This window comes from Emticicia sp. W12TSBA100-4 (assembly GCF_040253585.1).
Classification (GTDB): domain Bacteria; phylum Bacteroidota; class Bacteroidia; order Cytophagales; family Spirosomataceae; genus Emticicia.
The window spans coordinates 279,931-305,341 of record NZ_JBELAU010000008.1 but is presented as its reverse complement, the minus strand read 5'-3'; the positions used below and the strand labels follow the sequence as shown (position 1 = coordinate 305,341).

At 37.1% G+C, this 25,411-nt stretch carries 26 protein-coding genes; 18 read left to right on the top strand and 8 right to left on the bottom strand.

Going from position 1 to position 25,411, the window contains the following annotated elements:
- Positions 1–56 precede the first annotated feature (56 nt).
- Together ABR854_RS13655 and ABR854_RS13650 are read left to right on the top strand one after the other, a co-directional pair.
- Entirely contained in the window at positions 57–1,481 is a 1,425-nt protein-coding gene (locus ABR854_RS13655; protein WP_350265966.1) for a glycoside hydrolase family 125 protein, read from the top strand.
- A gap of 203 nt (positions 1,482–1,684) precedes the next feature.
- Entirely contained in the window at positions 1,685–2,002 is a 318-nt protein-coding gene (locus ABR854_RS13650) for a hypothetical protein (protein WP_350265965.1), read from the top strand.
- 95 nt (positions 2,003–2,097) lie between these two features.
- Here ABR854_RS13650 and ABR854_RS13645 read toward each other — a convergent pair whose 3' ends face one another.
- The 5 genes from ABR854_RS13645 to ABR854_RS13625 form a co-directional block, all read right to left on the bottom strand.
- Positions 2,098–2,529, bottom strand: a complete 432-nt coding sequence (locus ABR854_RS13645; protein WP_350265964.1) for a GNAT family N-acetyltransferase — start codon at positions 2,527–2,529, stop codon at positions 2,098–2,100.
- A gap of 5 nt (positions 2,530–2,534) precedes the next feature.
- Positions 2,535–2,966 carry a GNAT family N-acetyltransferase gene (locus tag ABR854_RS13640; RefSeq protein ID WP_350265963.1) on the bottom strand — a complete coding sequence of 144 codons (432 nt, stop codon included), beginning with the start codon at positions 2,964–2,966 and terminating at the stop codon, positions 2,535–2,537.
- 7 nt (positions 2,967–2,973) lie between these two features.
- Entirely contained in the window at positions 2,974–3,501 is a 528-nt protein-coding gene (locus ABR854_RS13635) for a histidine phosphatase family protein (protein ID WP_350265962.1), read from the bottom strand.
- A 1-nt stretch (position 3,502) separates the two neighbouring features.
- Positions 3,503–3,922, bottom strand: a complete 420-nt coding sequence (locus ABR854_RS13630) for a DUF1801 domain-containing protein (RefSeq protein ID WP_350265961.1) — start codon at positions 3,920–3,922, stop codon at positions 3,503–3,505.
- A gap of 141 nt (positions 3,923–4,063) precedes the next feature.
- The gene (locus tag ABR854_RS13625) at positions 4,064–5,092 is read right to left on the bottom strand and encodes an Omp28-related outer membrane protein (RefSeq protein ID WP_350265960.1); all 1,029 of its coding nucleotides are present in this window, start codon (positions 5,090–5,092) and stop codon (positions 4,064–4,066) included.
- A 141-nt stretch (positions 5,093–5,233) separates the two neighbouring features.
- On the opposite strand from ABR854_RS13625, the gene ABR854_RS13620 reads away from it, so the two are divergent.
- From ABR854_RS13620 to ABR854_RS13605, 4 genes are all read left to right on the top strand, one after another.
- A complete protein-coding gene (locus tag ABR854_RS13620; RefSeq protein WP_350265959.1) occupies positions 5,234–5,710 on the top strand; it encodes a TlpA family protein disulfide reductase in 477 nt (158 codons plus the stop codon).
- Positions 5,707–7,368, top strand: coding sequence for a DUF6029 family protein (locus ABR854_RS13615; protein WP_350265958.1), 1,662 nt, complete (start codon positions 5,707–5,709; stop codon positions 7,366–7,368). Before ABR854_RS13620 ends, ABR854_RS13615 begins: the two co-directional genes overlap by 4 nt.
- Before the next feature lie 21 nt (positions 7,369–7,389).
- Positions 7,390–8,448: a DUF922 domain-containing protein gene (locus ABR854_RS13610; RefSeq protein ID WP_350265957.1), complete on the top strand. Its 1,059-nt coding sequence runs from the start codon at positions 7,390–7,392 to the stop codon at positions 8,446–8,448.
- A gap of 105 nt (positions 8,449–8,553) precedes the next feature.
- A complete protein-coding gene (locus tag ABR854_RS13605; RefSeq protein ID WP_350265956.1) occupies positions 8,554–10,839 on the top strand; it encodes a T9SS type A sorting domain-containing protein in 2,286 nt (761 codons plus the stop codon).
- Positions 10,840–10,911: 72 nt separating this feature from the next.
- On the opposite strand, the gene uvrC is transcribed toward ABR854_RS13605, so the two are convergent.
- Positions 10,912–12,726 carry an excinuclease ABC subunit UvrC gene (uvrC, locus tag ABR854_RS13600; protein ID WP_350265955.1) on the bottom strand — a complete coding sequence of 605 codons (1,815 nt, stop codon included), beginning with the start codon at positions 12,724–12,726 and terminating at the stop codon, positions 10,912–10,914.
- Positions 12,727–12,882: 156 nt separating this feature from the next.
- Here uvrC and ABR854_RS13595 point away from each other — a divergent pair, with 156 nt between their 5' ends.
- The 11 genes from ABR854_RS13595 to ABR854_RS13545 all read left to right on the top strand — a co-directional run bounded on the left by ABR854_RS13595 (position 12,883) and on the right by ABR854_RS13545 (position 23,002).
- The gene (locus ABR854_RS13595; protein WP_350265954.1) at positions 12,883–15,174 is read left to right on the top strand and encodes a PQQ-dependent sugar dehydrogenase; all 2,292 of its coding nucleotides are present in this window, start codon (positions 12,883–12,885) and stop codon (positions 15,172–15,174) included.
- 147 nt (positions 15,175–15,321) lie between these two features.
- On the top strand, positions 15,322–16,014 hold the full coding sequence (locus ABR854_RS13590) for a DUF1361 domain-containing protein (RefSeq protein WP_350265953.1): 693 nt from the start codon (positions 15,322–15,324) through the stop codon (positions 16,012–16,014).
- Positions 15,986–16,393 (top strand): diacylglycerol kinase family protein, encoded by a 408-nt coding sequence (locus tag ABR854_RS13585; protein WP_350265952.1) that lies wholly within the window; start codon positions 15,986–15,988, stop codon positions 16,391–16,393. The genes ABR854_RS13590 and ABR854_RS13585 overlap by 29 nt, the downstream gene beginning before the upstream one ends.
- Positions 16,390–17,013, top strand: a complete 624-nt coding sequence (locus tag ABR854_RS13580; protein ID WP_350265951.1) for a hypothetical protein — start codon at positions 16,390–16,392, stop codon at positions 17,011–17,013. The genes ABR854_RS13585 and ABR854_RS13580 overlap by 4 nt, the downstream gene beginning before the upstream one ends.
- Positions 17,014–17,110: 97 nt before the next feature.
- The gene (locus tag ABR854_RS13575; RefSeq protein WP_350265950.1) at positions 17,111–17,404 is read left to right on the top strand and encodes a winged helix-turn-helix domain-containing protein; all 294 of its coding nucleotides are present in this window, start codon (positions 17,111–17,113) and stop codon (positions 17,402–17,404) included.
- A 68-nt stretch (positions 17,405–17,472) separates the two neighbouring features.
- Positions 17,473–18,984 (top strand): DUF4153 domain-containing protein, encoded by a 1,512-nt coding sequence (locus ABR854_RS13570; RefSeq protein WP_350265949.1) that lies wholly within the window; start codon positions 17,473–17,475, stop codon positions 18,982–18,984.
- 4 nt (positions 18,985–18,988) lie between these two features.
- On the top strand, positions 18,989–19,507 hold the full coding sequence (locus tag ABR854_RS13565) for a hypothetical protein (protein WP_350265948.1): 519 nt from the start codon (positions 18,989–18,991) through the stop codon (positions 19,505–19,507).
- The gene (locus ABR854_RS13560) at positions 19,488–19,874 is read left to right on the top strand and encodes a ribosomal maturation YjgA family protein (RefSeq protein WP_350265947.1); all 387 of its coding nucleotides are present in this window, start codon (positions 19,488–19,490) and stop codon (positions 19,872–19,874) included. The genes ABR854_RS13565 and ABR854_RS13560 overlap by 20 nt, the downstream gene beginning before the upstream one ends.
- Before the next feature lie 36 nt (positions 19,875–19,910).
- The gene (locus tag ABR854_RS13555; protein WP_350265946.1) at positions 19,911–20,669 is read left to right on the top strand and encodes an oxygenase MpaB family protein; all 759 of its coding nucleotides are present in this window, start codon (positions 19,911–19,913) and stop codon (positions 20,667–20,669) included.
- Between the two features lie 115 nt (positions 20,670–20,784).
- Entirely contained in the window at positions 20,785–22,047 is a 1,263-nt protein-coding gene (gene clpX, locus ABR854_RS13550; protein WP_350265945.1) for an ATP-dependent Clp protease ATP-binding subunit ClpX, read from the top strand.
- Positions 22,048–22,285: 238 nt separating this feature from the next.
- Positions 22,286–23,002, top strand: a complete 717-nt coding sequence (locus tag ABR854_RS13545) for an alpha/beta fold hydrolase (RefSeq protein WP_350265944.1) — start codon at positions 22,286–22,288, stop codon at positions 23,000–23,002.
- 138 nt (positions 23,003–23,140) lie between these two features.
- Here ABR854_RS13545 and ABR854_RS13540 read toward each other — a convergent pair whose 3' ends face one another.
- Both ABR854_RS13540 and ABR854_RS13535 read right to left on the bottom strand, forming a co-directional pair.
- Positions 23,141–23,689 (bottom strand): nuclear transport factor 2 family protein, encoded by a 549-nt coding sequence (locus tag ABR854_RS13540; protein ID WP_350265943.1) that lies wholly within the window; start codon positions 23,687–23,689, stop codon positions 23,141–23,143.
- A gap of 134 nt (positions 23,690–23,823) precedes the next feature.
- The gene (locus ABR854_RS13535; protein WP_350265942.1) at positions 23,824–24,585 is read right to left on the bottom strand and encodes a DUF2927 domain-containing protein; all 762 of its coding nucleotides are present in this window, start codon (positions 24,583–24,585) and stop codon (positions 23,824–23,826) included.
- 340 nt (positions 24,586–24,925) lie between these two features.
- Here ABR854_RS13535 and lysM point away from each other — a divergent pair, with 340 nt between their 5' ends.
- A complete protein-coding gene (lysM, locus tag ABR854_RS13530) occupies positions 24,926–25,384 on the top strand; it encodes a peptidoglycan-binding protein LysM (RefSeq protein WP_350265941.1) in 459 nt (152 codons plus the stop codon).
- Positions 25,385–25,411 lie beyond the last annotated feature (27 nt).

Here is a 25,411-nt window from a genome sequence, read left to right as displayed (position 1 = left end):
GATGGGTTTGCAAACCCATCGCTATGGAATTTGAGAACAAAACATCGACCATATAAATGCAAAACATCAACCGTCGCAAATTTATTCAGCAAAGTACATTGGCTGGTATGGGTTTATTGATTCAAACCAAAGGTTTCGCACAAGAATTTCCAAGTGTGAGGGTTTCGGCCGACAAACGAAATTTCAGTAGCCCCGCTATCGAAGCGACCATTAGCCGCATGAAAACTCAGATTAAAGACCCTGAGTTGGCGTGGTTGTTTGAAAACTGTTTTCCGAATACACTTGACACAACAGTTCATTTCAAAAAGAAAGGCGACCGTCCCGATACTTTTGTGATTACGGGTGACATTCACGCCATGTGGTTGCGAGATAGCACTGCACAAGTAACACCGTATTTGAGTTTGATGAAAGAAGATGCCGCTCTGCAACAACTCATTGCGGGGGTAATCAACCGCCAAACCGAATGTATTTTGATTGACCCTTACGCCAATGCGTTTAATGATGGTGCTGGAAAATCAGAATGGATGAGTGACCATACCGACATGAAACCCGAACTCCACGAACGTAAATGGGAACTTGACTCGCTTTGCTACACAGTTCGTTTGGCTTATAATTATTGGAAATTAACAAACGATATAAGTGTTTTTGATGAAAAATGGCTGAAAGCTGCCCAAAGTATTATTGCCACTTGTCGAGAACAACAACGTTTCAATGGTGTAGGAAAATACCGTTTCGGACGAACAACTTCTTGGTCAACTGATACTGTTCCAGGTAATGGATTAGGCAATGTAACCAAACCTAATGGCTTGATTCACAGTATTTTCCGCCCGTCGGACGATGCCACGGTTTATCCGTTTTTGATTCCTGCTAATTTGTTTGCCGTAGTTTCGTTCCGACAAATAGCTGAGATTGCAACAAAAGTTTATAAAAATGCAGGTTTTGCCAAGGAATGTCAAGATTTTGCGAATGAAGTAGATGCCGCCATTAAAAAACATGCTGTTATTTCGCACCCAAAATTTGGTAAAATCTACGCCATGGAAGTAGATGGTTTCGGGAATTGTTTACTGCAAGACGATGCCAACGTACCGAATCTGATGAGTTTGCCGTATTTGGGTGCAGTAAAAGCTACCGACCCAATTTACCAAAATACTCGCCGATTTGTGTTGAGCGACTCGAACCCGTATTTCTTTAAAGGAAAAGCGGCAGAAGGAGTTGGTAGTCCACATACATTGGTTAATCAGATTTGGCCATTGAGCATTATTATGCGAGCTATGACCTCGACCGATGATAAAGAGATTTTGCAACAACTCAAATTTCTGAAAAATACGCACGCCAATACGGGTTTCATGCACGAGTCATTTGATAAAGATGATGCTGCTAAATTCACAAGAAAATGGTTTGCGTGGGCCAATACACTTTTTGGTGAAATGATATTGAAAGTTGCCAAAGAACGCCCACATTTATTGAAAAACATGCTTTGATTGTAGGGCAGATTTGTAATTTGGCAATTTTATTTTTGCTCTCCGAAGTCGGAGACTTCGGAGTAGTGTTAGCTGTTCTCTGAACAGCAGTATTTGGATACGTCGTTCAGAGAACGACATTCACACCTATGAAGTCACAGACTTCGCAGAGCGTTTTTAGCACTAATTAATTTAGAAACATTATTATCCCAAGCTGTAAAACAATGAAAATATTAAAGATAGCCATCTTAAAAGATGATTTTGATGAGATTTTGAGTGGAGAAAAAAACGAAGTATATCAAGATTTTATACCTTTTTGGGAAGAACAACTATTGATAAATGACAAAGAAGGAGTCCGATTCAGAGAATATGATGCTGTGGAGTTTAGAAATGGATTTGAAGCAAATGTTCCGATAATACTAATAGAATGGAAAGGCACAGAACTCGAACTTTTTGATGAAGCACCAAGAGGCTCGAAAGACCCAGAAGATTATTATTTTGTAATCAATTTAGGTAAAATCATTGAAACCAAAAATTGCTGATGAATTATGAATCGAAAACGCTTGTGTTTGTCTTGTACCGAAATAGATGCACGTAAATAAATGGCAATAACTAAGACAGTCTGATTACAAAGAAATTATAGTCTCATTTTCAGAATCGGATAAGGTTTGTTACAGCCATCGAGTGGTGTACGTTCGTATTGTACAAAACCTAAGTTTTGATAGAAACAAACTGCATTTGTATTATCTTCGTTTACATCAACTTCATTGACTTTGAGTTGCTCAATGGCAAACTTTGTCATTGATTTCCCTAATCCTTTACCTATATAATCGGGTTTCAGAAATAGCATTTCGAGTTTTTGTTCGGCTATTCCCATAAATCCAATAAGCTGATTTTTATCAGAAAAAGCACAATAAACCTCAAATTCATTGAAATTTATATCTTTTACTAACGATTTGTAAAATTCTATATCTGTTTCGCTCAAAAAAAGATGCGTTGCTCTGACCGAACTTTCCCAAACCTCAATTATCTCATTGCGGAAGCTATTTTCGTAAGGCTTTAAATTCATGATTTTTATTCAAGAATCATTTTATAAACATTGGTTTCTCGTTTATTGAAACCCACTCTTGGATAGAGTTTATTGGCTGCAATTCGGCTTGGGTGTGAGGTGAGCATCAATAAACTTACATTTTTCGATTTCACAAACTCAATAGCGTGCTGCACCAGTTTTTCGCCAATTCCTTGTCCACGAAAAGTATCATCTACTACTACATCTTCAACCCACGCCTTTTTGCCAGTTGGACTGTAATACATTCCTACGGTTAACATCCCCATTATGTGTTCTACCTCATCAAAAGCTAAAAACAAATGGCTGTTTTCGGATTCTACAAGAGCCGTAAGAGTCTCATTAGAAGCCGTATAGGGCGTGGTTACGAGCAAGTCAATGAAATGTTGAATGGCTGTTTGTATGGTTGGTGTAAGGGTGGTTATCTCTTTGATTATCATTGGGTATCTATTTTTCAAATATATAAACTTTTGCATTAGCGGGACTACCGAAACTTTTGCCTTTGAAACCCCTCCTTTTTAACTCTTTTTGCAAATATATCATCACAAATCCATGACTCACCACAAGCGTTTGTTTTTCTTCTTGTAATAATAGTTCATCAACAAATGCTTTAATCGTATTTCTAAATTTTTTCAGCGTATCGTTTTCAGAAGAAGATTTAATACGAATGATTATTGCCCAAACGATAAAAGGAAGTTTTAGATTACTATTGAGTAAAGGAGAAACCGCTAATTCTTTTAGTTCATTGAGTATTTCAATCTCTCCGTCGAAAATAGATTTTGCGGTTGTCATGGCTCTTGGAAGTGGACTACTAAAACATCTTTCCCAATTTACATTTTTCAAATCTACTGCTTGATGCTCTACATCTGCCAAATCGTATCCCGAAAACCATTCGATAACTTCAGAAGTAGTTAGTAATATTTTTTCTGGGGCTTTATGCTTTACTTTAAAATGTCTGACTAATCCAATTTTCATTTCAAGATGGATATAATTGTTTGAGAGAATTCACCGAAATATCAATCAACTCATTAAGTATATCGAGGTTAATATCAGCGAGTTTCTTTACATAAATACAGCCTTTTCCTGATTTAGTTTTGCCCAGTTTTTGCAATAAATTCTCTCTCCGTTCGGCTGGTAAATGCAGATACAAAGAAATGGCTGTAGCTCGTGGCGAAAATGCTACCAATGGAGCGTCGCCTTCATGCCCGCTGGCATATTTATAATGATAACTTCCGAAACCAATGATACTTGGTCCCCACATTTTAGGTTCAAGATTTGTTTGATTTTGGAAAATCTCAACTAACCGAAAGCCATCGTTGCGTTTGATTTCGTCAGTGATTTGATTAATAAAATCGCTAATGCTTGCGTTTGTTTCGGTGGTTTTATTGGTTGCCATAGTAAATTTTATTTTGCCTTCTAAATAAACAAAAAACCTCTGTATATCAAAATATACAGAGGTTTTCAAGATATTTTAATGATTGAAGAAAGAATAAATTTGCTTTTCTGTGGACGGTTGACTGAAAACTGCCGACTAATTTTATTCCCAATCTTTCACTTTTTCAATTGCAGCAATCTGAACGTTTACGATTTCATTGGTTTTCTGATTTATTAAAAATGCCACAATTTGACAATTTTCTTTTACCTTAATGCTATTTGGAAGCGTAATTTTGAATAGTTTCTTGTAAAGTTTACTGTTTTTGGTAGCTGCGGTTGGGATATTTAAACCTCCAATCAAAGGAGCGATTGCATCACGAGCAACGTTTTCGTGCAGAATATTATCAATCATTGACGGCAAAGTATAGGCTTCATATTTCTGAAAAAGGGTATTTCGGCTTGCATAATTTGCCTGTGGAAAGCCAGAAACTTTATCTTCTACCAAATAAATCCCCAAACCATAGGTGTCATCCGCAACGGTATTTACCTTTACATGACTCAAAACCGTGAGTTCGTTTCCAGTTAGATTACTTTCTATGGCAATTCCTGCCGCAACTTTCTCGGTTTTTAGTAAATCATTGACATTTGCGGCCCAATCGCTCTCACCAATGATAAATGTACTTCCCACAATCGACTTTCTACGATTTACCATGCCTGAAGGCCAAGCAGGATGCCCATATTTATTTTTCAGTGGATTATAAATTTTATCTTTATCGGCCGTCATTTCATCATTATAATGAATCTCAACGCTTATCACTCTCGAATTTGCAGTCAGCTTTTTAGAGGTTTCTTTGGCCAACGGACACCAACCGCACCAAGTGCCAGAGTGCTCTTCGAGTAAGATTTTTTTTGTGAAATCTTGTGGAGTTGTGCTCGAAATCATACTTATATAATCATATTTACAGCTACAATCATCTTCGGTGGCGGTTGATTTAAAATTGGTAGCAACGGCATCTGTACAACCAATATTTGGGTCGGTCGAAACGGGTTCGGTTATAACAATAGGTTCTGGCTCGGAGGCAGTTTCTTTGGTACATTGCACGAACACAAACGTGCTAAAAACAAAGACAATCGCCTTGAGAAGTGTTTTATTCATCGTGATGTATTTTCCTGAAACAATTACAAAAATCATGCCTTACAATCTTTGGCATTAGAATTGCGTTTTTATTTATAAATGAAACTTATGAATCGAGGTTCAAAGCCACAAAGGCACAGAGGCACAAAGACAAACCCAAATAAGTTAAGGAATATAAATGCCAAAGTTCTTAAAACTATGTGTCTTTGTGCCTTTGCTACTCTGCACCTTCTCAACACTTTCGCTCAAAAATCGCTACCCGATGTTTCAATAAAAGACCTAAAAGGCCAGTCGATTTCTACAAAACAATTTGGTGAAGCCTCTCAACCAACAGTCATTAGTTTTTGGGCTACTTGGTGTAAGCCTTGTTTGCAAGAAATCAATGCCATCAACGAAAATTTAGAAGATTGGAAAGCCGAAAAAAAAGTCAGATTTATTGCTATTTCAGTTGATGATAGTCGAAGTAAAGGGCGTGTGCCGACGTTTGTAAACAGTAAAAAATGGCAGTTTGAAGTGTATATTGATGAAAATGGCGATTTTCAACGAGCTTTGAATGTACTTAACGTACCGCATACGTTTGTGTTAGATGCCCAAGGTAAAATCATTTATCAGCACACTTCTTACGCTTCGGGCGATGAAGAAGCTTACATCGAAGCTATCCGAAAAATTAAATGAGAAAGTATTACTGTTTTAGACTAAAGTCTGATAATGTTTGTTTGAAGTACCGTCAGATAGAGCAGACAGGTTCGCCCAAGACGGCAATGAATAATATTTCCACTATTCTTTCGATTTTTCTTTTCATAATTTCCCCATCGAGGATTTGGGGGCAGTCATTTTCTGGAAGCATCCAATCTGATTTTCAGCGATATACCAATGATAATTCACTGATTTATGAACAATTAGATTCAAAAATAGCCTCAAATAATTACCTTACATTACAAGCACAATATCGTAAATTTAGAGCAGGAGCGAGGTTTGAAGCATACCTTCCTCCCTTGTTGGGTTATCCATTAAATTTGGAAGGACGAGGATTAGTTAATAAATTTTTGACCTACCAAAACAAAAAAATCACGGCAACGGTAGGCAATTTTTATGAACAATTTGGTAGTGGAATGATTCTCCGAACACAAGAACAACGCTTTTTGGGTATGGATACTTCGCTCGATGGTTTTCAACTAAAAGCCAATCCAACTAAAAATTATACAATAAAATTGATAGGTGGTAAACAAAGATTGGGTTTTAAGCATGCCGACGGATTGGTAATTGGGCTTGATAATGATTTTAAATTTAGTAAAGATTCGGCCACCAATCAATGGAGCGGGGGACTCAGTTTTGTAAACAAAAACGAACCTTATGATGGTATTCTGACAAGCGTAAAACCCAACGTTTGGACAGTTGGTGGAAGATTAAATTTTCAGAGAAATAATTTTAGTTTTTCGACGGAATACGTCACGAAATCGGCTGATGGGACGCCAGCCAATCGCTACATTACGCATCGAGGTTCGGCTTTATTGATAAATAGTAATCTGGATTTCGATAAACTTTCGTTGGCGTTAAATCTCAAACGTATTGATAATTTCGATTTCCGCAGTCAACGCTCCGAAACCCTCAATAATGCACTACTAAGTTTTATTCCTGCCACAACCAAACAACATTCTTATCGACTGCTGACGCTTTATCCGTACGCCTCGCAAGTGATGGGCGAAGTTGGCGGACAGCTTGATGCCATTTATACATTTAAAAACGATGCTACGCTTTCGCTCAATTTTGCGGCACTCAATGCTCTGAATAAAAAAACAATTGAAGGCGAAGAAGGTTATAAGAGTAGTTTTTTTGAAATTGGAAAAGAAAGATATTACCGAGATTTGAATATAGAATTTGAGAAAAAATGGTCGAAGAAGTTTAAGACCAACATCGTTTTCGTTTATCTCAATTATAACAAAGGACAGATTTTGGGTACTTATCAAGAAATGGTAAAATCTTATACTTTTATTTTTGACGGAACTGTCAAGTTCTTGAAAAAGAAGGCTTTACGTTTTGAATTACAGCATTTAGCCACCAAGCAAGACAAAGGAAACTGGGCCATGAGTTTGGTAGAATACAGTGTTTCTCCCAAATATTTTTTTTATATTTCTGATGAAATCAATTATGGTAGCTTTAGCTTTGAAAAAGTAACGCATTACCCAAATATTGGTTCGGCTTTTAGCTATAAAAGTCACCGATTATCACTTGGCTACGGTCGTCAGCGTGAAGGGCTTTTGTGTGTGGGCGGTATTTGTCGGCTTACGCCTGCTTATACGGGTTTTAGTGCATCACTTACGAGTAGTTTTTGAGTTTTAAACACCAGAAATCCGATGAAAATACTCAGACTTTTACCAATTTTACTGTTATTTTTCGAGTCTTTTGGGCAAAGAATGATTAGCCTTAGTATGGAAAAAGTGAGCTTTTCTCCGAGTTTTTCCATCAATAGTGTAGTTGATGTTCGACCACAACGAGAAAACATTGGAAGTGTTTTTTTATCAGCTACACAAAAAGAATCGATTAGTTTTAAAGGTGGAATTGAGCCTACAATTAAGAAATTTCTTACGCAATCGTTGCCAAACAAAGAAACCCAACTTTCGCTTAGATACCGAATTCTTGATTTAAAAATAAGTGAAACAAAACTGCCAAACGGCAATTTTTCGGGACAAGTACAGTTAAAGGTTGCTTTTGACCGAATCGGTAAGAAAGACACGATTTCGCTCACTGAAACTACCACCAGTACCTCATTTTTACGCTCAGATCCCCAAATGCCCAGTGGGAAATACGAGACTATTTTAGCTTCTTTATTTATCAAGTCACTCGAATATTTTGATAAATGGCTCACCCTCAACGGGAGCAAACACGAAGCACTTATTAAAGGCGTTAAAATTGTTTTTCTTCCCGAAACAGATGTAAACGATAACGACACGATTTATCATCATACCCGGAAAGTTACGTGGGATGATTTCAGAGGAAAACCAACAAACACTCGCTATGGAGCTGCTATCTTTGCCAACTTTGCTTATGGGGCAAGTTTTCAGGTAATTGACGGCTATATTGTGGCCAAAGTTTCAACAAAAACTTACATGGTGAGAGGGATGTCTTGGGTTTTGCCAAGTTCTCTAAACGATTATGCTTTGGCTCACGAACAACTACATTTTGATATTGCCAGAGTAGTAACCGAGCGTTTCAAAAAGAAAATTGCTGCCATGAAAGCAGATTTGATTATTGATTTGAATAGTATGATTCAATACGAATATTTGGAATCTTATCGAGAAATGAATCTGCTTCAAAAGCAATATGATGCCGAAACCAATCACAGTCTTTTTCGTCAAGGGCAAGCAGAGTGGGAATCAAAAGTAAGAAAATGGCTGAGTGAAAAGAGTAGTTAAGGCAGCAAATTTCTTTTAATAATTCAAAACTCATGTTGTTTTAAGAAAGATTTAAGAAAATGACTATATTTGTGGTCATTTTTTAACAAAATACAGTATTTACTGATGCGAAACCTTGTTTTGTCTGTTGTTTTATTATTCATTAATCTTGCTGGATTTGCCCAAATTACAATTAACCTGCCATTAACAAGAAGTGTCTTCCAAAGAGATAATAATAACACTTCAAGTGTCTATATATCAGGAATTTATGAGGGAGTTGTCGAGAAAATAGAAGCAAGGCTCGTGCCTATAAAAGCGGGACAAGGCGTAGCTACTGATTGGACTATAATAAAAGATAAACCACAAAATGGCTCATTTATAGGCTCAATAAAAGGTTCGGGTGGCTGGTATCAGCTACAAGTGAGAAGCTGGAAAAACGGTGCCGTTGTTGCTCAATCTTCAGTCGAAAAAGTTGGTATTGGTGAAGTGTTTTTGATTGCTGGTCAATCAAATGCTGAAGGAAAAAGAAATTTTGGAGAAAAAGCCTCTGTCGATGACCGTGTAAATTGTTTTGATTATCAAAAGATAGACTTTTTAGACGAAATCCCTCCATTTCAAAGTTTTTCTCACATCGAACGAACGTCATTTATTGCTCCACGTGGTCAAGGTGCTTGGTGTTGGGGTGAATTAGGCGATTTACTGGCCAAACGCCTCAATGTGCCGATTATGTTTTTCAATGCTGCTTACGAAGGTACGAGTATTGAAAATTGGTACAGTAGCTCGATTGGGGTTTCTACCAAACATCCATTTTTTCAGTTTACATTCCCTCGTGAAACACCTTATTCTTATTTACGAATTTCTTTACAATATTATATTTCTCAGTTAGGACTCCGTTCGGTTTTGTGGGATCAAGGAGAAGCTGAATCAGAACTCAATACTACACAAGAGTATTATGTAACGGCTCTTAAAAAAATCATCGAGAAAAGCCGAACAGAAACGGGTAAAAAAATAAATTGGATGGTTTCTCGCTCTTCTTTATTCAAAACTAACCAAACATATCCAACCGTAATCAATGCACAGAATAGTGTGATTAATCCTGCGGATTTTATCTTTGAAGGGCCATTTACTGATTCTATTCAAGTTCCTCGACCAGAGGGTGTTCATTTTACAGATGCTGGTATTTCAGATTTGGCAAAGGCTTGGGATACAAAAATGACAAATCGTTTTTTTACTCAATCAACGCCATTTTTACCTTCACCAATTGTTTCTTTAAATGCTTCTTGCCAAGTAATTGATAAAGTTACGCTGAGTTTACCCACTTCATATAGTTCACATAAATGGTCAAATAATACAACTGCTACAACGCTTTCGGCATCAGAAGGCGTATTTAGCGGAACAGTACGTGACCAAACAGGTAACTATTTCTTTACCGCTACTATTGATGTAAAAAAAGTATTTCCTTCCACAATACCTTTTGCTTATGCAAAGCAAAGTCCTTTTTTCTGTGAAGGAACAAGTACAGATTTATTGACCGACAGCCCCGATTATACTTCTTTTCTGTGGAATACTGGCGAAACTCAAAAACAGATAACTGTAAAAAATACAGGATCATATAGTGTGCGAGGAATTAATACTTCTGGTTGTGCTTCGCCTGAATCAAATATCATTCAAGCCCAAATGCTTGCATTACCAGGCAAACCTGTGATTTATCAGAGCGATGTCGCAGTATGTGAAGGAAATACGATTACTCTGGCATCTACAAGTATAGCAGAAAGTGTTTGGAGCACTAACCAAAATGCTCCTGTTATTACGTTAGGAAATGCAGGAGATTATAGAGTGACTGTTCGACAAAAGGATAGAAATGGATGCTTTTCGGTTGAATCTGAGCCTGCAATTTTTTCAATAAAACCTCGCCCAGAAACCCCCGAAATTACCCAAGTTGGTGCATTCACTTTACAAGCAAAACAAAAAACGGAAGTTAGCGATTTGACTTACGAATGGAAACAAGATGGCAATATTTCACCGAATAGCACTGGATTTCTAAAGACGAGCAATCAAAGTTTCATAACCGTTACAGCACTCCGAAATTTTACGGTATCAAACAAAAGTCTTACTTGCCGTTCTAATCTTTCGGGTGCGTATTCATTTGTACCAAATACTGAGTTATCAGGAATTATCGTTTACCCAAATCCAACACCTAATGGTGTGGTTACCTTGGAATCAAAAGAAAATGTAGAAAATTCACTGTTGGCAGTCTATAACGAAAAAGGGCAATTTGTTCATTCTGAGGCTATTCTCAATCTCTCGGAGCGTCGTTTTGTTAATTTATCACATTTGAGTTCAGGAAAATATATATTGAAGTTTAGCTACGGTGCTTTTGTAGAGACGAAAAGTATTTTGATTATGAAGTAAGGTTATTTCTAAAAGACCTTAAAATTGTTTCCGTGGCACGTACTGCGTGCCACGGTTTGATGAGATTATTTCCTAACTCTCCTTCTCCAAAAACTCCTTAATTCGGTGAGTCTTATCTTTCCCGATCAGTTTGATTAAATCTTCTTCAGGTGCATTTTTAATATTAGAAATTGTCTTGTATTGCTTTAAAACTTTGGTAGCCGTTAGTTTGCCGATGCCATCAGCACTTTCGAGGCTACTAATCAAGAAATTCTTACTGCGGCGGTCACGGTGATGTGTAATTCCGAAACGGTGAGCTTCGTCACGGCAACGCTGAATGAGTTTTAATGACTCTGATTTTTTATCAATATAAAGTGGCAGCGTATCTTCGGGGAAATAGATTTCCTCCAGACGTTTTGCAATACCAATGATTGGAATTTGTCCATAAAGACCGATTTCTTTGAGTGCATCGCATGCTGCCGACAGTTGACCTTTTCCACCATCAATAATAATCAAATCAGGTAGTTCCGCTTTTTCTTCCATCAATCGGCTATATCTTCGGCCTACGACTTCTTTCATCGTCGCAAAATCATTTGGCCCTTCAACAGTTTTAGGAATGTAATGTCTATAATCTCTGACCGAAGGCTGACCATTAATAAAACAAACCATTGCTGAAACAGGGTTTGTACCTTGAATATTCGAGTTATCGAAACATTCTATGTGGCGAGGAAGCGATTTTAACTGCAAATCTTGTTTGAGTTTTACCAATACACGGTCCCGTTTATTAGTTGCCCCACTGGCTGCAATGGCCTCACGTTCGGCTTTTTCACGCTGGAAATACATCACATTTTTAAGCGACATTTCCATCAATTTTCTCTTATCACCAATTTGTGGAACGGCAATTTCGGCTTTCATATCAATTTCGAGCGGAATATTCGTCACAATTTCTTTCGCCTTACTTTCATACGTTTGTCGAAGTTCCACTATCAACATCGTTAAGATTTCCTCTTCGGTTTCATCCAGCTTTTTCTTTACTTCTAAAGTCTGACTCTGCGTAATTGTGCCGTTGATCACTTTGATGAAATTGAGGTACGCCGAATTTTCATCAGAAACAATGCTGAAAACATCCAAATCCTTAATAGCAGGATTGACAACCGTAGCTTTGCTTTGATAATTTTGCAGAAAATCCAATTTCAACTTATACTGATGAGCTTCTTCAAATTCCAGTTTAGCGGCTGAATCTTGCATCTTTTGTGCAAAAAATTGCTTGGCTGGAGCAATGTTACCTTTGAGAATATGATGTACTTGCTCAATTTCTTTGTTATACTCTTCTTCTGATTGACGATTTTCGCAAGGGCCTTTGCAGTTGCCGATATGGTATTCTATGCAAATTTTAAACTTCTTGGCCGCCACATTTTCTTCCGAAAGGTTCAGAATACAAGTCCGAATTGTATAAAGTTGGCTAAACATTTCGAGCAAAGCATACATGGCTCTCGAATTGACAAAAGGCCCGTAAAGTTTGCCTTTGCTCTTATCTTCCATTCGGCGGGTGGTAATTACCCTCGGAAAACGTTCGTTTGTGACGCACACATACGGATACATTTTATCGTCTCGCAGCAAGATATTGAAGCGAGGCTGATGCTTTTTTATAAGTGTATTTTCGAGTAAAAGTGCATCGTATTCGGTCGGAACGATGGTAAATTCGAGCCTCCGAATGTTTATCACCAAACGACGTGTTTTGCGGTCGTGGCGATTGAAATTATAAAAATAACTACTTACCCGATTCTTTAGATTTTTGGCCTTCCCGACATAAATTATCTCGCCAGTTTCATCGAAATAACGATAAACCCCAGGTTCTTCGGGGAGTTGTGGCAGTACAGATTTATAATCAAATGTTATTTCAGACATATACTATTTTCAAAAATTAGTAGCACAATTGCTACTTGGTGTCTATCGAAAACAAAATTAACTTATTTTACGGTTCAATATTTTTTTAGTGCCTCTTTGTTTGACAACTTATTGCATAAATTTGTTCTATGTTTTTTTGAAATTTATGTAGCTGTTATGACTAAAAAGATATTTTTGCTTGTTTTTGGGTGTTTTATTCTGCAACTCTTCCATTTTAACTCCTTCGCTCAGCCTTCTGGTTTTATTGATGAAGTTATTTCCGACAATTGGACGATACCGACTGGCCTTACTTTTGATGCTAACGGGCGAATGTATGTATGGGAAAAGAGTGGAAAGGTTTTTATCGTTGAAAATGGCGTAAAATCTGCCAAACCAATTATTGATATAAGTGAAGAAGTACTCGACTACGGCGACCATGGACTCAATGGTTTTGCTCTCGACCCTGATTTCTTGAAAAATGGTCATGTTTATTTAATATATGCCGCCAAACGCTATCATGTGCTGAATTTCGGCAAACCTGATTATACACCTCAAGAAGAAACGCCTTTTCAGACTACAATTGGGCGTATTACTCGCTATACTTTAACTACTTCGAGCAATTTTACTGAAATTGAGTTGAACTCAAGAAAAGTTTTGGTTGGTGAAACGCCTTCGACTGGTATTCCGATTTTGGTTGATAATCATGGCGTTGGTTCATTGGTTTTTGGGCTTGACGGAACACTTTTGGCAACAATTGGAGATGCCGCATTGGCCACCGATGGCGTGGTTGATGATACCCAAAGCGATTGGTTTAAAGAGGCTGTAAGCTTAGGTTTTATAAAGCCCGAAGAAAATATCAATGCTTATAAAAGTCAATACCTCAATTCTTTAGATGGTAAGTTAATAAGAATCGACCCAAATACGGGTGATGGCTTGCCTTCTAATCCATTCTATGAAGCTGCAAATCCACGTTCGCCTAAATCAAGGGTTTGGAGTTATGGTTTGCGTAATCCATTTCGGTTTTCGATTAGACCAAATACAGGAAGCACAAATTCGGCAGATGGGAATCCTGGAATAATTTACATGGGCGATGTGGGTTGGTCGCACCGAGAAGAAATAAATGTAGCTGCCAAAGGCGGGCTAAATTTTGGCTGGCCAACTTATGAAGGTATTGATTATGTGAATAAATCTTATCAAAACCCTCAGTTTTTGCCACAAAATCACCAAAAACCAGTAATTGACTGGCGTGGAACTTTTGCACAGGGAATTGTCGATGGCGAGGCTTTTGCGGTGAGTTCACCACAATTTAAAGGAAATAAGTTTTCAGGAATTTCTTCAATTGGTGGTATTTGGTACAAATATCAGCAGTTTCCGAGAGAATACCAAAACCTTTATTACCACGGCGATTATGAAGGTTGGATAAAAGCTTTTAAGTTTGACACGAAAGGGAATCCGACCGAAGTTATTGATTTTGTAAGTGATATTCATCCGACTTCTTTTGCTATCAATCCGAAAGATGGAGCAATTTATTACACCAATTATTTTTATCCTAACATTCACGAAATCAGACGATTATCGTATAATCCAAATGCCAATCGTCGCCCAACTGCTGTTCAATCGGCCACTCCAATTTTCGGAAAAGCTCCCTTGACTGTCAATTTCCGAGCCAGTGATTCTAAAGACCCAGAAGGCACTTCGCTGAAATACGAATGGGATTTTGGCGATGGAAATAAATCGAATGATGCAAATCCAAATCATACTTACAATTCAAACGGAAAAGTTGCAACTTATACCGCAACCGTGAAAGTAACTGACGAGGCGGGGCTTTCGTCGAGTAAATCAATGAGTATTTTTGTCGATAATACGCCTCCGCAGATTAATAGCACGAGCCTTGATAAAATCGAAGAATTTGATAACTCAAAAGATTTTCCGATTACATTCAATGCTGAAGTGACCGATGCTGAACAATCAAAAGAGCAGTTGAGGTATTTATGGTCTGTGCTTTTATACCACGACGACCATATTCATTTTGTTACATCTTCATATCGTTTAACTGGCGAAGCAGTGCTGAATATTGTCCCTTGCGATGCTCAAACGTATTTTTATAAAGTTACGCTCACTGCCACCGATGCCGAAGGGCTAAGTTCGACTTATGAAAAAATTATCAAACCAAAATGTCCTAATGCTGGCCCAGTTTTAAGCACCGAAACTTTAAATACCAATTTTAGTGTTGCACCCAATCCAACTGAACATACGATTGATATTTTTCCACTCAACGAACTTACTAATAAAACACTGAAAGCAACATTGTACTATGCCAATGGAGGAGTTTTGATGGAAAAAGAGGCTTTTTGGCAAGAAATTAAACCTATTCTCGACTCAAAACTTATCGCCGCCGAAAGCGGAATGTATCTGCTCAAAATTACCACTGATGGTTTTTTTAAAACATTTAAGGTGATAAAGAATTAGATTAAAAATTGAATTCTGCTCGTAGGAACGTCCAATTTGGACGTTCCTATCGAATTTATCAAAACATTAGTGTAAAAAAATCTACAAAATGCTTGCATAATGACTTTTTTAAAATTTACTTTGCAGTACAAAGTTCTTTTTAAAATAATGCAAACGAATCAAATTAGAATATTTTTCAGAATCAGCCGAGCCACTTTGAGTTTGGCTTTGCTTTCGGCATTGTGCTGTTTGTTATTGATCATCAGAGCGATACAAACCGAACAGCTTCGAGGTTTATTTTTACTTTGGAATCTGTTTCTGGCTTGGATGCCATTACTTTTTGCCCTCGTCGCTCGCCGAATATCCTCATCTGTATTTATTTCAAAACCCATGCAGCTACTTATTTTTATTAATTTGGGTTTATGGTTACTTTTCTTTCCGAATGCCCCTTATCTAATTACTGATTTGATGCACTTAGGAGAGTACAATAATCAAATTTTATGGTTCGATACCGTAGGATTTTTTATTGCGGCTTTGGCAGGAATCTGCACAGGATTATATTCGCTGCAAGTTACCCATCAAGTACTTAATCAGTTTATTAGCAATGTTTTAGCTTGGATCGTTATTTTAGCAAGCATTGTTTTATCAGGTTTTGGTTTGTATCTTGGACGTTTCGTAAGATTCAATAGTTGGGATTTATTCACGAATCCATTGTATTTGTTCCGAAAATCGTTTCAAGAATTACAAAATCCACTGGCTATTCAGACAACTTTGGTTTTTACGTTGGTTGTGGCGGTGTTGTATGTTTCGATGCTCATTTTAATTCCGAATCATGATGCAAATCTTAAAAATGCTGCGTAGCTTTCGCCATGCTTTTGCTGGGTTACGATTTTTGATGGAAGAGAACAATGCACGATTTCATGTATTAGCTGCTATAATTGTCTTAACAGCAGGTTTTTATTTGAAACTATCAGCCATTGAATGGACGATAATTATTACTCAAATCGGATTAGTTTTGGCTGTCGAGACACTCAATACGGCAATCGAAAAGCTCTGTGATTATGTATCACCCGAATACCATCAATTAATCGGAAAAGTAAAAGATTTAGCTGCTGCGGCAGTTTTGATTATGTCGATTGTTGCGGTTATTGTCGGAATTATCATATTTTTGCCAAAGATTTTTGGGGTAAATAATTTATTCACTCATTCAATCATTCAAAAATCATTCATTGTTTCATGAACGAACATCTCGAAAATCTAAAAGAAATTCGCTCCTTGATGGAACGCTCCTCGAAATTCCTTTCGCTGAGTGGACTTTCGGGTATTTCGGCGGGCGTATGTGCTTTGTTGGGTGCTTGGTATGCTCACCAAAAAATTCATATCGAGGGCTTATATTTGCTTTTTGACCCTACCGTTAGACAAGAAGTCGTGCCTTTGCTTTTAGTTGATGCTTTATTAGTATTGGTAGGAGCGTTGTTTTTTGGAATATTGTTTACTGTCAGAAAATCTCGGAAACAAGGTTTGAATGTTTGGAATTCTACTTCTAAACGCCTATTGTTCAGTATGCTCGTTCCATTATTTGCAGGAGGTATTTTTTGTTTAGGTTTATTATACAACGGTTTCTTTTGGATTTGCTTTCCTGCCACATTAGTTTTTTATGGTGTGGCTTTAGTTAATGCCAGTAAATATACGGTACATGATACTTATTATTTAGGCTTGGGACAAATCATTTTAGGATTAATTTCGCTATTTTTGGCACGTTGGAATCTGATTTTTTGGGCGATGGGTTTTGGGGTGTTTCACATTATTTATGGTGCAGTAATGTATTTTAAATACGATCGTACAGCTCCCAAATCGTAGGGGCTATTCGCCATCAACAGAGTAATGGAAGCATAACTATTTGATTATCAGTATTTTTTAATGCTAATAGCTAAATGCTAAAAGCTAATAGCCAAAGATGTTAATATTACAGAATTTTAATAAAGCATTTGAAAGCAAAGCTCGACTCGGTATTATGTCGGTGCTGATGGTCAATGACGAGGTAAGTTTCATAGTTTTGAAAGACCTCTTGTCGATGACTGACGGCAACTTAGCTACGCATTTACGTGCCTTAGAAGAAGCCAACTATATTACATTCAAAAAAGAGTTTATAGGCCGAAAACCAAGCACGGTTTATAGCGTAACCGAAGAAGGGAAAAAAGCATTTGAAGACCACCTTAATGAACTTGAGAAGTTTATAAAAGGCACGTAAATATATATTTTTTGTCAATTAACTTTGAAAAACAAAGTACTTTCAATTAAATAAAAACTGAAACAAAAATGAAGAAACAGACCATTCAAACCGCCAGCCTGATAGGGCTACCACTGCTTTTTAATGCTATTTTTTGGGAAGAAGATTTTGGTATTAATCTCTTCATATTCAGTAATTTAGTAATGTTTGTTTTAGCTTTCTTTTTGTTTCCTGAAAGTATTCGTAAACGTAATGTGCAGGTAGTTGTCGTACTTACTTTGGTGTCGGGTTTGATGGTGCTTGTGCATAATTCGGTGGTGAGTAAGCTTGGGCATTTGGCATCGTTTTTTCTGATGATTGGTTTAATGCAAGAAAGTCGCTCAAAAACACTTTTTGAAGCGGCTTTGCAATATATCATCAATTTTTTTACGACATTTATCGAAGCTCCAAGATTACTACAACGAGCCTCGGAGTCGGTATTTGGTGAAAATAAATTTGCCAGATTTATTAGTCGAAATATATTTTTGACTATCATTCCGATGTTGGTTTTTGGCGTATTTTTCTTGATATTCTTTAATGCCAATCCTGTTTTTAATGAGTTGGTGAATAATTCTTGGAAATATGTAATTAGTCTTTTCAATCTCACTTTCGATGAAGCCTCGTTGGGTCGAGTTGGGTTTTTTCTGTTTGCTACTTACCTGACATTTAGCATAATATTTGATTGGGGTGTGGCGAAAAACCTTCTAAAACTATTTCCTCAAAATGAATATATTACGCCATCGGAGGAAGTTTCGGAACAAGGTTCAAATTACCAACGTAATGAGTATAAAATTGCATTAATGCTTATTGGCTCAGTGAATGCTTTATTGCTGATTATCAATGTAATAGATATCAATTTTCTTTGGTTGAGCTTCGATTATTCGCAGGCGGGGAATCTCTCGAAGTTGGTGCATGAAGGCACAGGAACGCTTATTCTAAGCATCTTTTTGTCGATAGCCATTCTACTTTATTATTTCCGTAAAGACCTCAATTTTTATCAAAATAATAAACTGCTGAAATCTTTGGCCTACACTTGGATTGGACAGAATGTGGTTCTGATAATATCAGTCAGTCTGCGAAACTACTATTATATTGATTTTTACGGACTGACGCATTTACGTATTGGTGTTGGTGTTTTCTTACTAATAACTTTGATTGGATTATGCACTTTATGGCTAAAAATTAAAGATTTTAAGTCGTTTTTCTATATGTTTCGTGTAAATACTTGGGCTTTATATGCAGTATTTATGGGACTGACTTTGGTAAATTGGGATGTGCAGATTGCTCGTTATAACCTTTCAAATACATTCAAAAATGGCGTTGATTACAACTATTTACTTACGCTTTCTGATAAAACCCTGCCGATTATTTATGAAAATCGTACAAAGCTACCAAGTGAAGGGAATCAAAACTGGTTGATAGCAAGAATAGAACGATATTTTAAACGCCAAGAAGGATATACTTGGTGTTCATGGAATTTTGCAGATGAGGCCGCTGTTGAAAAACTAAAAGCTCAGGTTGCCGCAAGTCCGATTGTACCAGTTGTTCAACCCAAAAACTAAAAAAATGGAAGAAGAAGAACGCTTGATTAGGATGCTTCGAGGCTTGAATGTTTTGCCTTTAGTTGTCTGTTTTCTTATCGGAATTCTGCTTATTGGAATTGGAAAAGGCAAAGAGTTATTACTTTTTCTAATACCTTTATTTTGTATAATTTCTTATTTTTTGATTTATTTCATTGATATTGAAGAATCAAAAAACATGAAAACGGCTTGGATTTTTTCCATAAATCTAATTTCGACAACGTTTTGGTTGGTGATATTTTCGGCACTTTCTGCTGAAATGTTGAAAACGATTGATATTATGCCGATTTTGTTGAGTATTTTCATTATCGGTTATCCATTGTGGATGCTTTATTATAATTTCAGACTATTTATGAATGAAATTTCAAAACCATCATGGCACGCTGATGACGCTGACGGTTCGCCGCTGCGATGTTCCACCGCAGATTTTTACGGATTTTTGTTGATGAAATTTATTGCAAATCTGTCCCATCAAAAAATATCTTATGTTTACGTTCAAATTTAAACCGTTTATTACTTTTTTACTGCTGTTTTTGGTAGAAGTCGGTATCGCTATTTGGGTCGATGATGCTATTGTTCGTCCCTTTTTTGGAGATTTCTTGGCAGTAATTGCCTTATTTTTTCTACTAAAAACTTTTCTAAACTCGTCTGATTTAAACTTAGCTCTTGTATCGGTTGGTTTTGCTTATTTTCTTGAATTCTTACAATACTGCCGTGTTCTGAATCATTTGCCTTTCAAACCCAGTAAGTTTCTGGTGATTCTTATCGGTAGCACTTTCGACTGGCGAGATATTTTTGCTTATACGCTGGGTATTTTGGCTGTTTTTCTTTTCGATAAAGAAACCTTGGGTTTGAGCGAGAATAAGGTCTGACGGCAAGTCTGACCAAATAAAATAAATATCAAGAGCATGAATTTCGTACATAAAAACTCAATTGTCCGTGAAATTTGGGGCAATGCCGATACCATTTTGTTTATTTTTGGTGGGGCAGCGGCCGAATTTTCATTAAATAAGGCTGTAGATTGGCTCTATTTTACTGGTAAACTTCCCGCCGACCCGCTCGGTAGATTATTTTCTACGGTGGTTTATGCCCAACAAATTATTTTTTCTGATGAGCGAACTGCCCTTGCAGCTATTGATAAAATCACGGCAATTCACCAGTCGGTTGAGCAGAGTAGGGGCAAGAAGATTCCCGATTGGGCGTATTGTGATGTGCTTTTTATGCTTATTCATTATTCAATTTCTGCCTTTGAATTGCTTGAAAGAAAGCTAACCGATGCCGAAAAAGAAGAGATATTCGATGTTTTCAATCGGGTAGGAGAGCGAATGGGTTTGAAAGATTTACCTCGTAATCACACCGATTGGTTGGTAATTCGGGAAAAACATTTGCAAGAGAACTTGCTCAAAAGTGCCTTTACTGATGATTTATACAAGCAATACCGTAAGCATTTGGGTGTATTACGATATTTGATTTTGTGGGAAGGGCAAAAACTCGTTGTGCCACTTCGGGCAAGAAATTTACTGTCAATGTCTCGTTTTTCTGTTTTGAAGCCTTTTCTGCTATTTTATAAATTCACACAAAAAATTAAATTTGATAAATTCCTAAAACAAGCACTTTTACCGCCTGATTATGCTCAGCAAATTATGGCTTTGGATAGAATGGCGTAGTTCGGTAGCACAATTTTCTAAATTGTGCTGTTAGACAACAATTTAGAAAATTGTGCTACAACAAACCCAAACATTTTTCGTATTTTTGTAGGATAAATCAAAAAAATACGCTCGAATGAATGCTGGACAAGCTTATTGCTCTTTTTGTGGCAGACGTAAAAACGAAGTTGAATTATTAATATCTGGGTCAGAAGCGAATATCTGTAATTTTTGTGTCGAACAGGGTTTTCAATTAGTACAACAAGAATTAAACGGAGGAGTGACTCCACCTAAAAAAGAAAAGAAAAAGAAATCAGAATTACCAAAGTTTGATTTAAGACCGCCAGTTGACCTCAAAAATCACCTTGACCAATTTATTATCGGGCAAGATGAGGCCAAAAAGGTATTGAGTGTGGCGGTATATAACCATTATAAACGCCTAACACAGCCAAAACGTGAAGATGATGTAATGATTGAAAAATCGAATATCATTATGGTTGGCGAAACTGGTACAGGCAAAACTTACTTGGCTCGCACGATTGCAAAGGTGCTTCAAGTACCATTTGCCATTGCCGATGCAACAGTGCTTACCGAAGCAGGTTATGTGGGCGAAGACGTAGAAAGTATCTTGAGCCGTTTGCTCCAAGCGGCCGATTTTAATGTAGAATTAGCCGAACGTGGCATTGTTTATATTGATGAAATTGACAAAATTGCTCGCAAAGGTGATAATCCTTCTATCACTCGTGATGTGAGCGGCGAAGGTGTGCAGCAAGGACTTTTAAAATTATTGGAAGGTTCAATTGTGAGTGTGCCACCACAAGGCGGACGCAAGCATCCAGAGCAAAAATTGATTCAGATAAATACCGAAAATATCCTTTTTATTTGTGGAGGAGCATTTGATGGTATCGACCGCCACATCGGAAAACGTATGAATACTCGCCCGATTGGTTTCTCAAATACGGGTAAAAGTATTGACCTTGCCAGCGATACAAGTTTATTGCGTTTCGTGACTCAGCAAGACCTTAAATCATTCGGTTTGATTCCAGAGTTGATTGGTCGTCTGCCTTTATTGACGTACCTCAATCCGCTCGACCGTTCTGCACTTCGTAGAATCTTGACTGAACCTAAAAATGCGTTGGTCAAACAATACAAAAAACTTTTTGCGATGGAAGATGTTAAACTCGAATTTTCGGATGAAGTTTTGGAGTATATCGTTGACCAAGCTATGGAGTTTAAACTCGGGGCAAGGGGCTTACGCTCGGTTTGTGAAGCAATCATGACCGATATTATGTACGAAATCCCGTCGGATAAATCAATCAAAAACTTTACGATTACGCTTGATTACGCACAAAATATGTTTGAACGTTCGGCGTTCTATCAGTTGAAAGTAGCTGCTTAGTTAAAGTTGAGAAAGAATATTTTATTGCCGTCTGCTTTAGCTGACGTATAGAAGAATCAAGTAACCGATAGACTTTAGTCAAATCGTAGTCGTGATTTAGACTAAAGCCAATCTTGTTTTAATTATTAATGACCGTCAGCTAAGGCAGACGGCAATGAAAAATAATTCTATTAAAGTCTCATTTTGTTGTCAAAATGAGACTTTTTTTGTAGCTTTCATTATAAAATCTACAATCAATATGAATGTTGTTTTCTTGCATGGTTTTGGCGAAGATGCCACCATTTGGACCGATTTTCTGAAACTTTTACCCAAAAAGCATACTTATTTTTGCCCTGATTATGCCTCACTAACCAATATCGAAAGTATTGATGGCTATGCTGATTGGTTAAAAGCATACACAAATGAAAAGTCTATTACTGAATCTGTAATCATAGGACATTCGATGGGTGGTTATATTGCGTTAACTTATGCCGAAAAGTTTGCAGATGAAGTTCTGGGCTTGGGGCTTTTCCATTCATCGGCTTATGCAGATAACGAAGAGCGAAAAGAAATTCGACTCAAAACCGCCCGTGTAATTGACCAGCAAGGGACTGCCAAATTTATCAAAGGTTTTTACCCAAATATGTTTACCGAAGAGTTTAAGGAAAAAAATGCTGATTTCATAGAAAAACAAATCGAACGCTATTCATATTTTCCGAAAGCAGCATTGATGGATGCCCAAATTGCGATGCGTGGGCGAGAAGATAAAACCTCAGTTTTGAAAGAAGCCGATTATCCAATTATGATTTTAGCAGGAGAAAAAGATACTTTTGTGCCAAAAATAGCTGCTTTGGAGCAAATTGCTTTGTTGAAAAACAGCCAAAGTGCAGTTCTGGATGGCGTAGCTCATGCAGGAATGTTTGAAAACCCAACCGAAAGTGCAAAAGTTGTGACAGTTTTTTTATCGAAAATTTAAGAAAGTATTTGTGGCACATCTTTAAGATGTGCCACAAATTTCTCGCACTAAATGAATAAAAACCACAAAAGCCAACACATCTGCTGGCTTTTGTGAGATATATCTGCTGATTTGCGAACTATCGATCGTTAACTTATATCATTTCCAACCATCGTCCGAAGGCTTTGGTTTTGGGGCAGGTTTTTTAGCTGCTGCATTTCCTTTAGCTGGAGCAACTGATGCTGCCGTAGAAAAACCACCACCACTTGGACTTGACGAAGCAACTGCCACATTTTTCTCAACTCTCGAATACACACGGCTTACGATTTTCCATTCACCATTGATTTTCAAGAGATTCAAGAAATCAACGAATTTAAAAGTTGGTAACTCTTCTTCGGTTACGGCTGTTGCGGCTGTGCCAGCATAGCTATAATTTACGATTTTACTCGTCCATTTTGCTCCACCCGCAGGCACGGAAGCAATGAATTTTTTCACGGGCATTTCCGAAACTTTGCCTTCTTTACTCAGATTGCGTAAGTTGGCATAAGCAAAAAAAGCACGATTTAATCGAGCTGTATCGCCTACGGCACCGCCATCCAAGTAATTATTGAGGGTTTCTTTAATCGCCTCATCTTCCGATTGTGCAAAGGTGCTTATCGAAATGCCTAAAAAGGCTACAAGTGCAAGTAATGATTGGTTGAATTTCATCGGTATAGATATGTTTGTAATCCTATGGTAAATTAACGAAAATATTTTTTGACTATTGCTATTATCTAATTTGTAAATTTAATATTGACACAGGTTTTGTTTTCAAAAGTCTGAAAAACAGTGTTTTATAAGTTTTATTTGGCTGCATATTCCTTTATTACAGCACTAATATTGGCCTCTGAATTGCCCTGTTTTACTCTATTGTCAGCCAAAATTTGTATCACTCTTTGATCTAAAATCGAAAAGTTATTGAAATCATAATTATTACTACTCATTACTGCTACCATTATTGATTTGGTGTTTTCGGTATGTCCGATGCCCAATGCGTGTGTAAGTTCGTGACGTAAAACCCCATTTTGTATCGTAGTTGGAGCAGAGGGCGATAGCCATACAATTGCCTTCGTGATGGCATCACTTGTCCACTGCGTAAAAGTTGTTCCTTGAACCGAACTATTAGTTATTTTATAACTGGCATATTTATTATTGTGGGTAGCTACATCGACACGATTAATGATAATATCGGCTTCGGCAACTACCTCTGTTCTGACCATTTTATTAAATTTATTAAGAGCATTCATATCTGCCATTACTTTATCTAAAGCACTTATCAAGGCACTTGTTCGACCTCCGTCCCAATAAATTTTTATTTGGGTTTTGCTCGGAAGCCATTTTCTAATAGTCATTGCCGCAGTGCCTGCCGAATTTTTGAGTGTAAGACGCACAAAAGTATCATAAATTTCTTGGCTACTTGGTTTTAAAGTTGTTGTGGTGGAAGTGGATGTATTTGTCGAATTGGTAGTTGTATTACTAATTGGTGTAATATTTTCTTTTGAGGTTTGGCAAGCAATCGTAAGAAAAATTAATGAAATGGCTGTTAGGGTAATAATAATTTTCATTTTTGGTAAATTTTATTTCAACTTCTCAATAGAACCTTAATAGTACTTTGTGTGAAAATTATACTAAAAATAAAGCAAATTTCATACCATCAGAATCCGAAAAAACTTTTATTTTAGACGAACAGCAGCCATGGATATAATTATCTAACGAAAAAAAAAATAATTTGTTACTTTCAGGATAAAATTCGTCAGAAGGGATGTAAATGTAATAATTGGTAGCTTTTATACCGAAAAGTAAATAAATTCATAAAAAAAATGAATTTTATCTTGCGGAAACTAAGTTTTTAATACATTTGCAATAGTTAAATTTTATTTACTCCAAAACCAAAAATTACACAAAATGGGATTAATGTCATTTTTTAAAGGTGTAGGCGAGAAACTTTTCGGAAGCAAAGAAGAGGCTGCACCAGTAGAACAAAAAGAAGAATTGAAAGCAAGTGTACTATTAGCACATGTTCAGAAACTTGGATTACCTTTCAATACCCTTACTGTTAAGATTGCTGGTGATACTGTAACCTTAGTTGGGGAAGTAGATAAGCAAGAAGATGCTGAGAAAATTGCATTAGCAGTAGGAAATGTAGAAGGCGTACACGTAGTTGATAATCAATTAGTGGTAGCTACTCCAGAGCCAGAAGCTCAATTCCACACAGTTGTAAGTGGCGATACTCTATCAAAAATTGCTAAAACCTACTACGGCGATATGATGAAATATCCTGTGATTTTTGAAGCTAATAAGCCAATGCTTACGCATCCAGATAAAATCTATCCAGGTCAAGTATTAAGAATTCCTGCTCTTTAATTTGTATAAGAGAAGTTATAGAAAAGC

What these genes read in the sequence shown, in the direction of transcription:
- ABR854_RS13655 (WP_350265966.1), top strand. Translation starts at nt 57, where the DNA reads ATGCAAAACATCAACCGTCGCAAATTTATTCAGCAAAGTACATTGGCT.
- ABR854_RS13650 (WP_350265965.1), top strand. Translation starts at nt 1,685, where the DNA reads ATGAAAATATTAAAGATAGCCATCTTAAAAGATGATTTTGATGAGATT.
- ABR854_RS13645 (WP_350265964.1), bottom strand. Translation starts at nt 2,529, where the DNA reads ATGAATTTAAAGCCTTACGAAAATAGCTTCCGCAATGAGATAATTGAG.
- ABR854_RS13640 (WP_350265963.1), bottom strand. Translation starts at nt 2,966, where the DNA reads ATGATAATCAAAGAGATAACCACCCTTACACCAACCATACAAACAGCC.
- ABR854_RS13635 (WP_350265962.1), bottom strand. Translation starts at nt 3,501, where the DNA reads ATGAAAATTGGATTAGTCAGACATTTTAAAGTAAAGCATAAAGCCCCA.
- ABR854_RS13630 (WP_350265961.1), bottom strand. Translation starts at nt 3,922, where the DNA reads ATGGCAACCAATAAAACCACCGAAACAAACGCAAGCATTAGCGATTTT.
- ABR854_RS13625 (WP_350265960.1), bottom strand. Translation starts at nt 5,092, where the DNA reads ATGATTTTTGTAATTGTTTCAGGAAAATACATCACGATGAATAAAACA.
- ABR854_RS13620 (WP_350265959.1), top strand. Translation starts at nt 5,234, where the DNA reads ATGTGTCTTTGTGCCTTTGCTACTCTGCACCTTCTCAACACTTTCGCT.
- ABR854_RS13615 (WP_350265958.1), top strand. Translation starts at nt 5,707, where the DNA reads ATGAGAAAGTATTACTGTTTTAGACTAAAGTCTGATAATGTTTGTTTG.
- ABR854_RS13610 (WP_350265957.1), top strand. Translation starts at nt 7,390, where the DNA reads ATGAAAATACTCAGACTTTTACCAATTTTACTGTTATTTTTCGAGTCT.
- ABR854_RS13605 (WP_350265956.1), top strand. Translation starts at nt 8,554, where the DNA reads ATGCGAAACCTTGTTTTGTCTGTTGTTTTATTATTCATTAATCTTGCT.
- uvrC (WP_350265955.1), bottom strand. Translation starts at nt 12,726, where the DNA reads ATGTCTGAAATAACATTTGATTATAAATCTGTACTGCCACAACTCCCC.
- ABR854_RS13595 (WP_350265954.1), top strand. Translation starts at nt 12,883, where the DNA reads ATGACTAAAAAGATATTTTTGCTTGTTTTTGGGTGTTTTATTCTGCAA.
- ABR854_RS13590 (WP_350265953.1), top strand. Translation starts at nt 15,322, where the DNA reads ATGCAAACGAATCAAATTAGAATATTTTTCAGAATCAGCCGAGCCACT.
- ABR854_RS13585 (WP_350265952.1), top strand. Translation starts at nt 15,986, where the DNA reads ATGATGCAAATCTTAAAAATGCTGCGTAGCTTTCGCCATGCTTTTGCT.
- ABR854_RS13580 (WP_350265951.1), top strand. Translation starts at nt 16,390, where the DNA reads ATGAACGAACATCTCGAAAATCTAAAAGAAATTCGCTCCTTGATGGAA.
- ABR854_RS13575 (WP_350265950.1), top strand. Translation starts at nt 17,111, where the DNA reads ATGTTAATATTACAGAATTTTAATAAAGCATTTGAAAGCAAAGCTCGA.
- ABR854_RS13570 (WP_350265949.1), top strand. Translation starts at nt 17,473, where the DNA reads ATGAAGAAACAGACCATTCAAACCGCCAGCCTGATAGGGCTACCACTG.
- ABR854_RS13565 (WP_350265948.1), top strand. Translation starts at nt 18,989, where the DNA reads ATGGAAGAAGAAGAACGCTTGATTAGGATGCTTCGAGGCTTGAATGTT.
- ABR854_RS13560 (WP_350265947.1), top strand. Translation starts at nt 19,488, where the DNA reads ATGTTTACGTTCAAATTTAAACCGTTTATTACTTTTTTACTGCTGTTT.
- ABR854_RS13555 (WP_350265946.1), top strand. Translation starts at nt 19,911, where the DNA reads ATGAATTTCGTACATAAAAACTCAATTGTCCGTGAAATTTGGGGCAAT.
- clpX (WP_350265945.1), top strand. Translation starts at nt 20,785, where the DNA reads ATGAATGCTGGACAAGCTTATTGCTCTTTTTGTGGCAGACGTAAAAAC.
- ABR854_RS13545 (WP_350265944.1), top strand. Translation starts at nt 22,286, where the DNA reads ATGAATGTTGTTTTCTTGCATGGTTTTGGCGAAGATGCCACCATTTGG.
- ABR854_RS13540 (WP_350265943.1), bottom strand. Translation starts at nt 23,689, where the DNA reads ATGAAATTCAACCAATCATTACTTGCACTTGTAGCCTTTTTAGGCATT.
- ABR854_RS13535 (WP_350265942.1), bottom strand. Translation starts at nt 24,585, where the DNA reads ATGAAAATTATTATTACCCTAACAGCCATTTCATTAATTTTTCTTACG.
- lysM (WP_350265941.1), top strand. Translation starts at nt 24,926, where the DNA reads ATGGGATTAATGTCATTTTTTAAAGGTGTAGGCGAGAAACTTTTCGGA.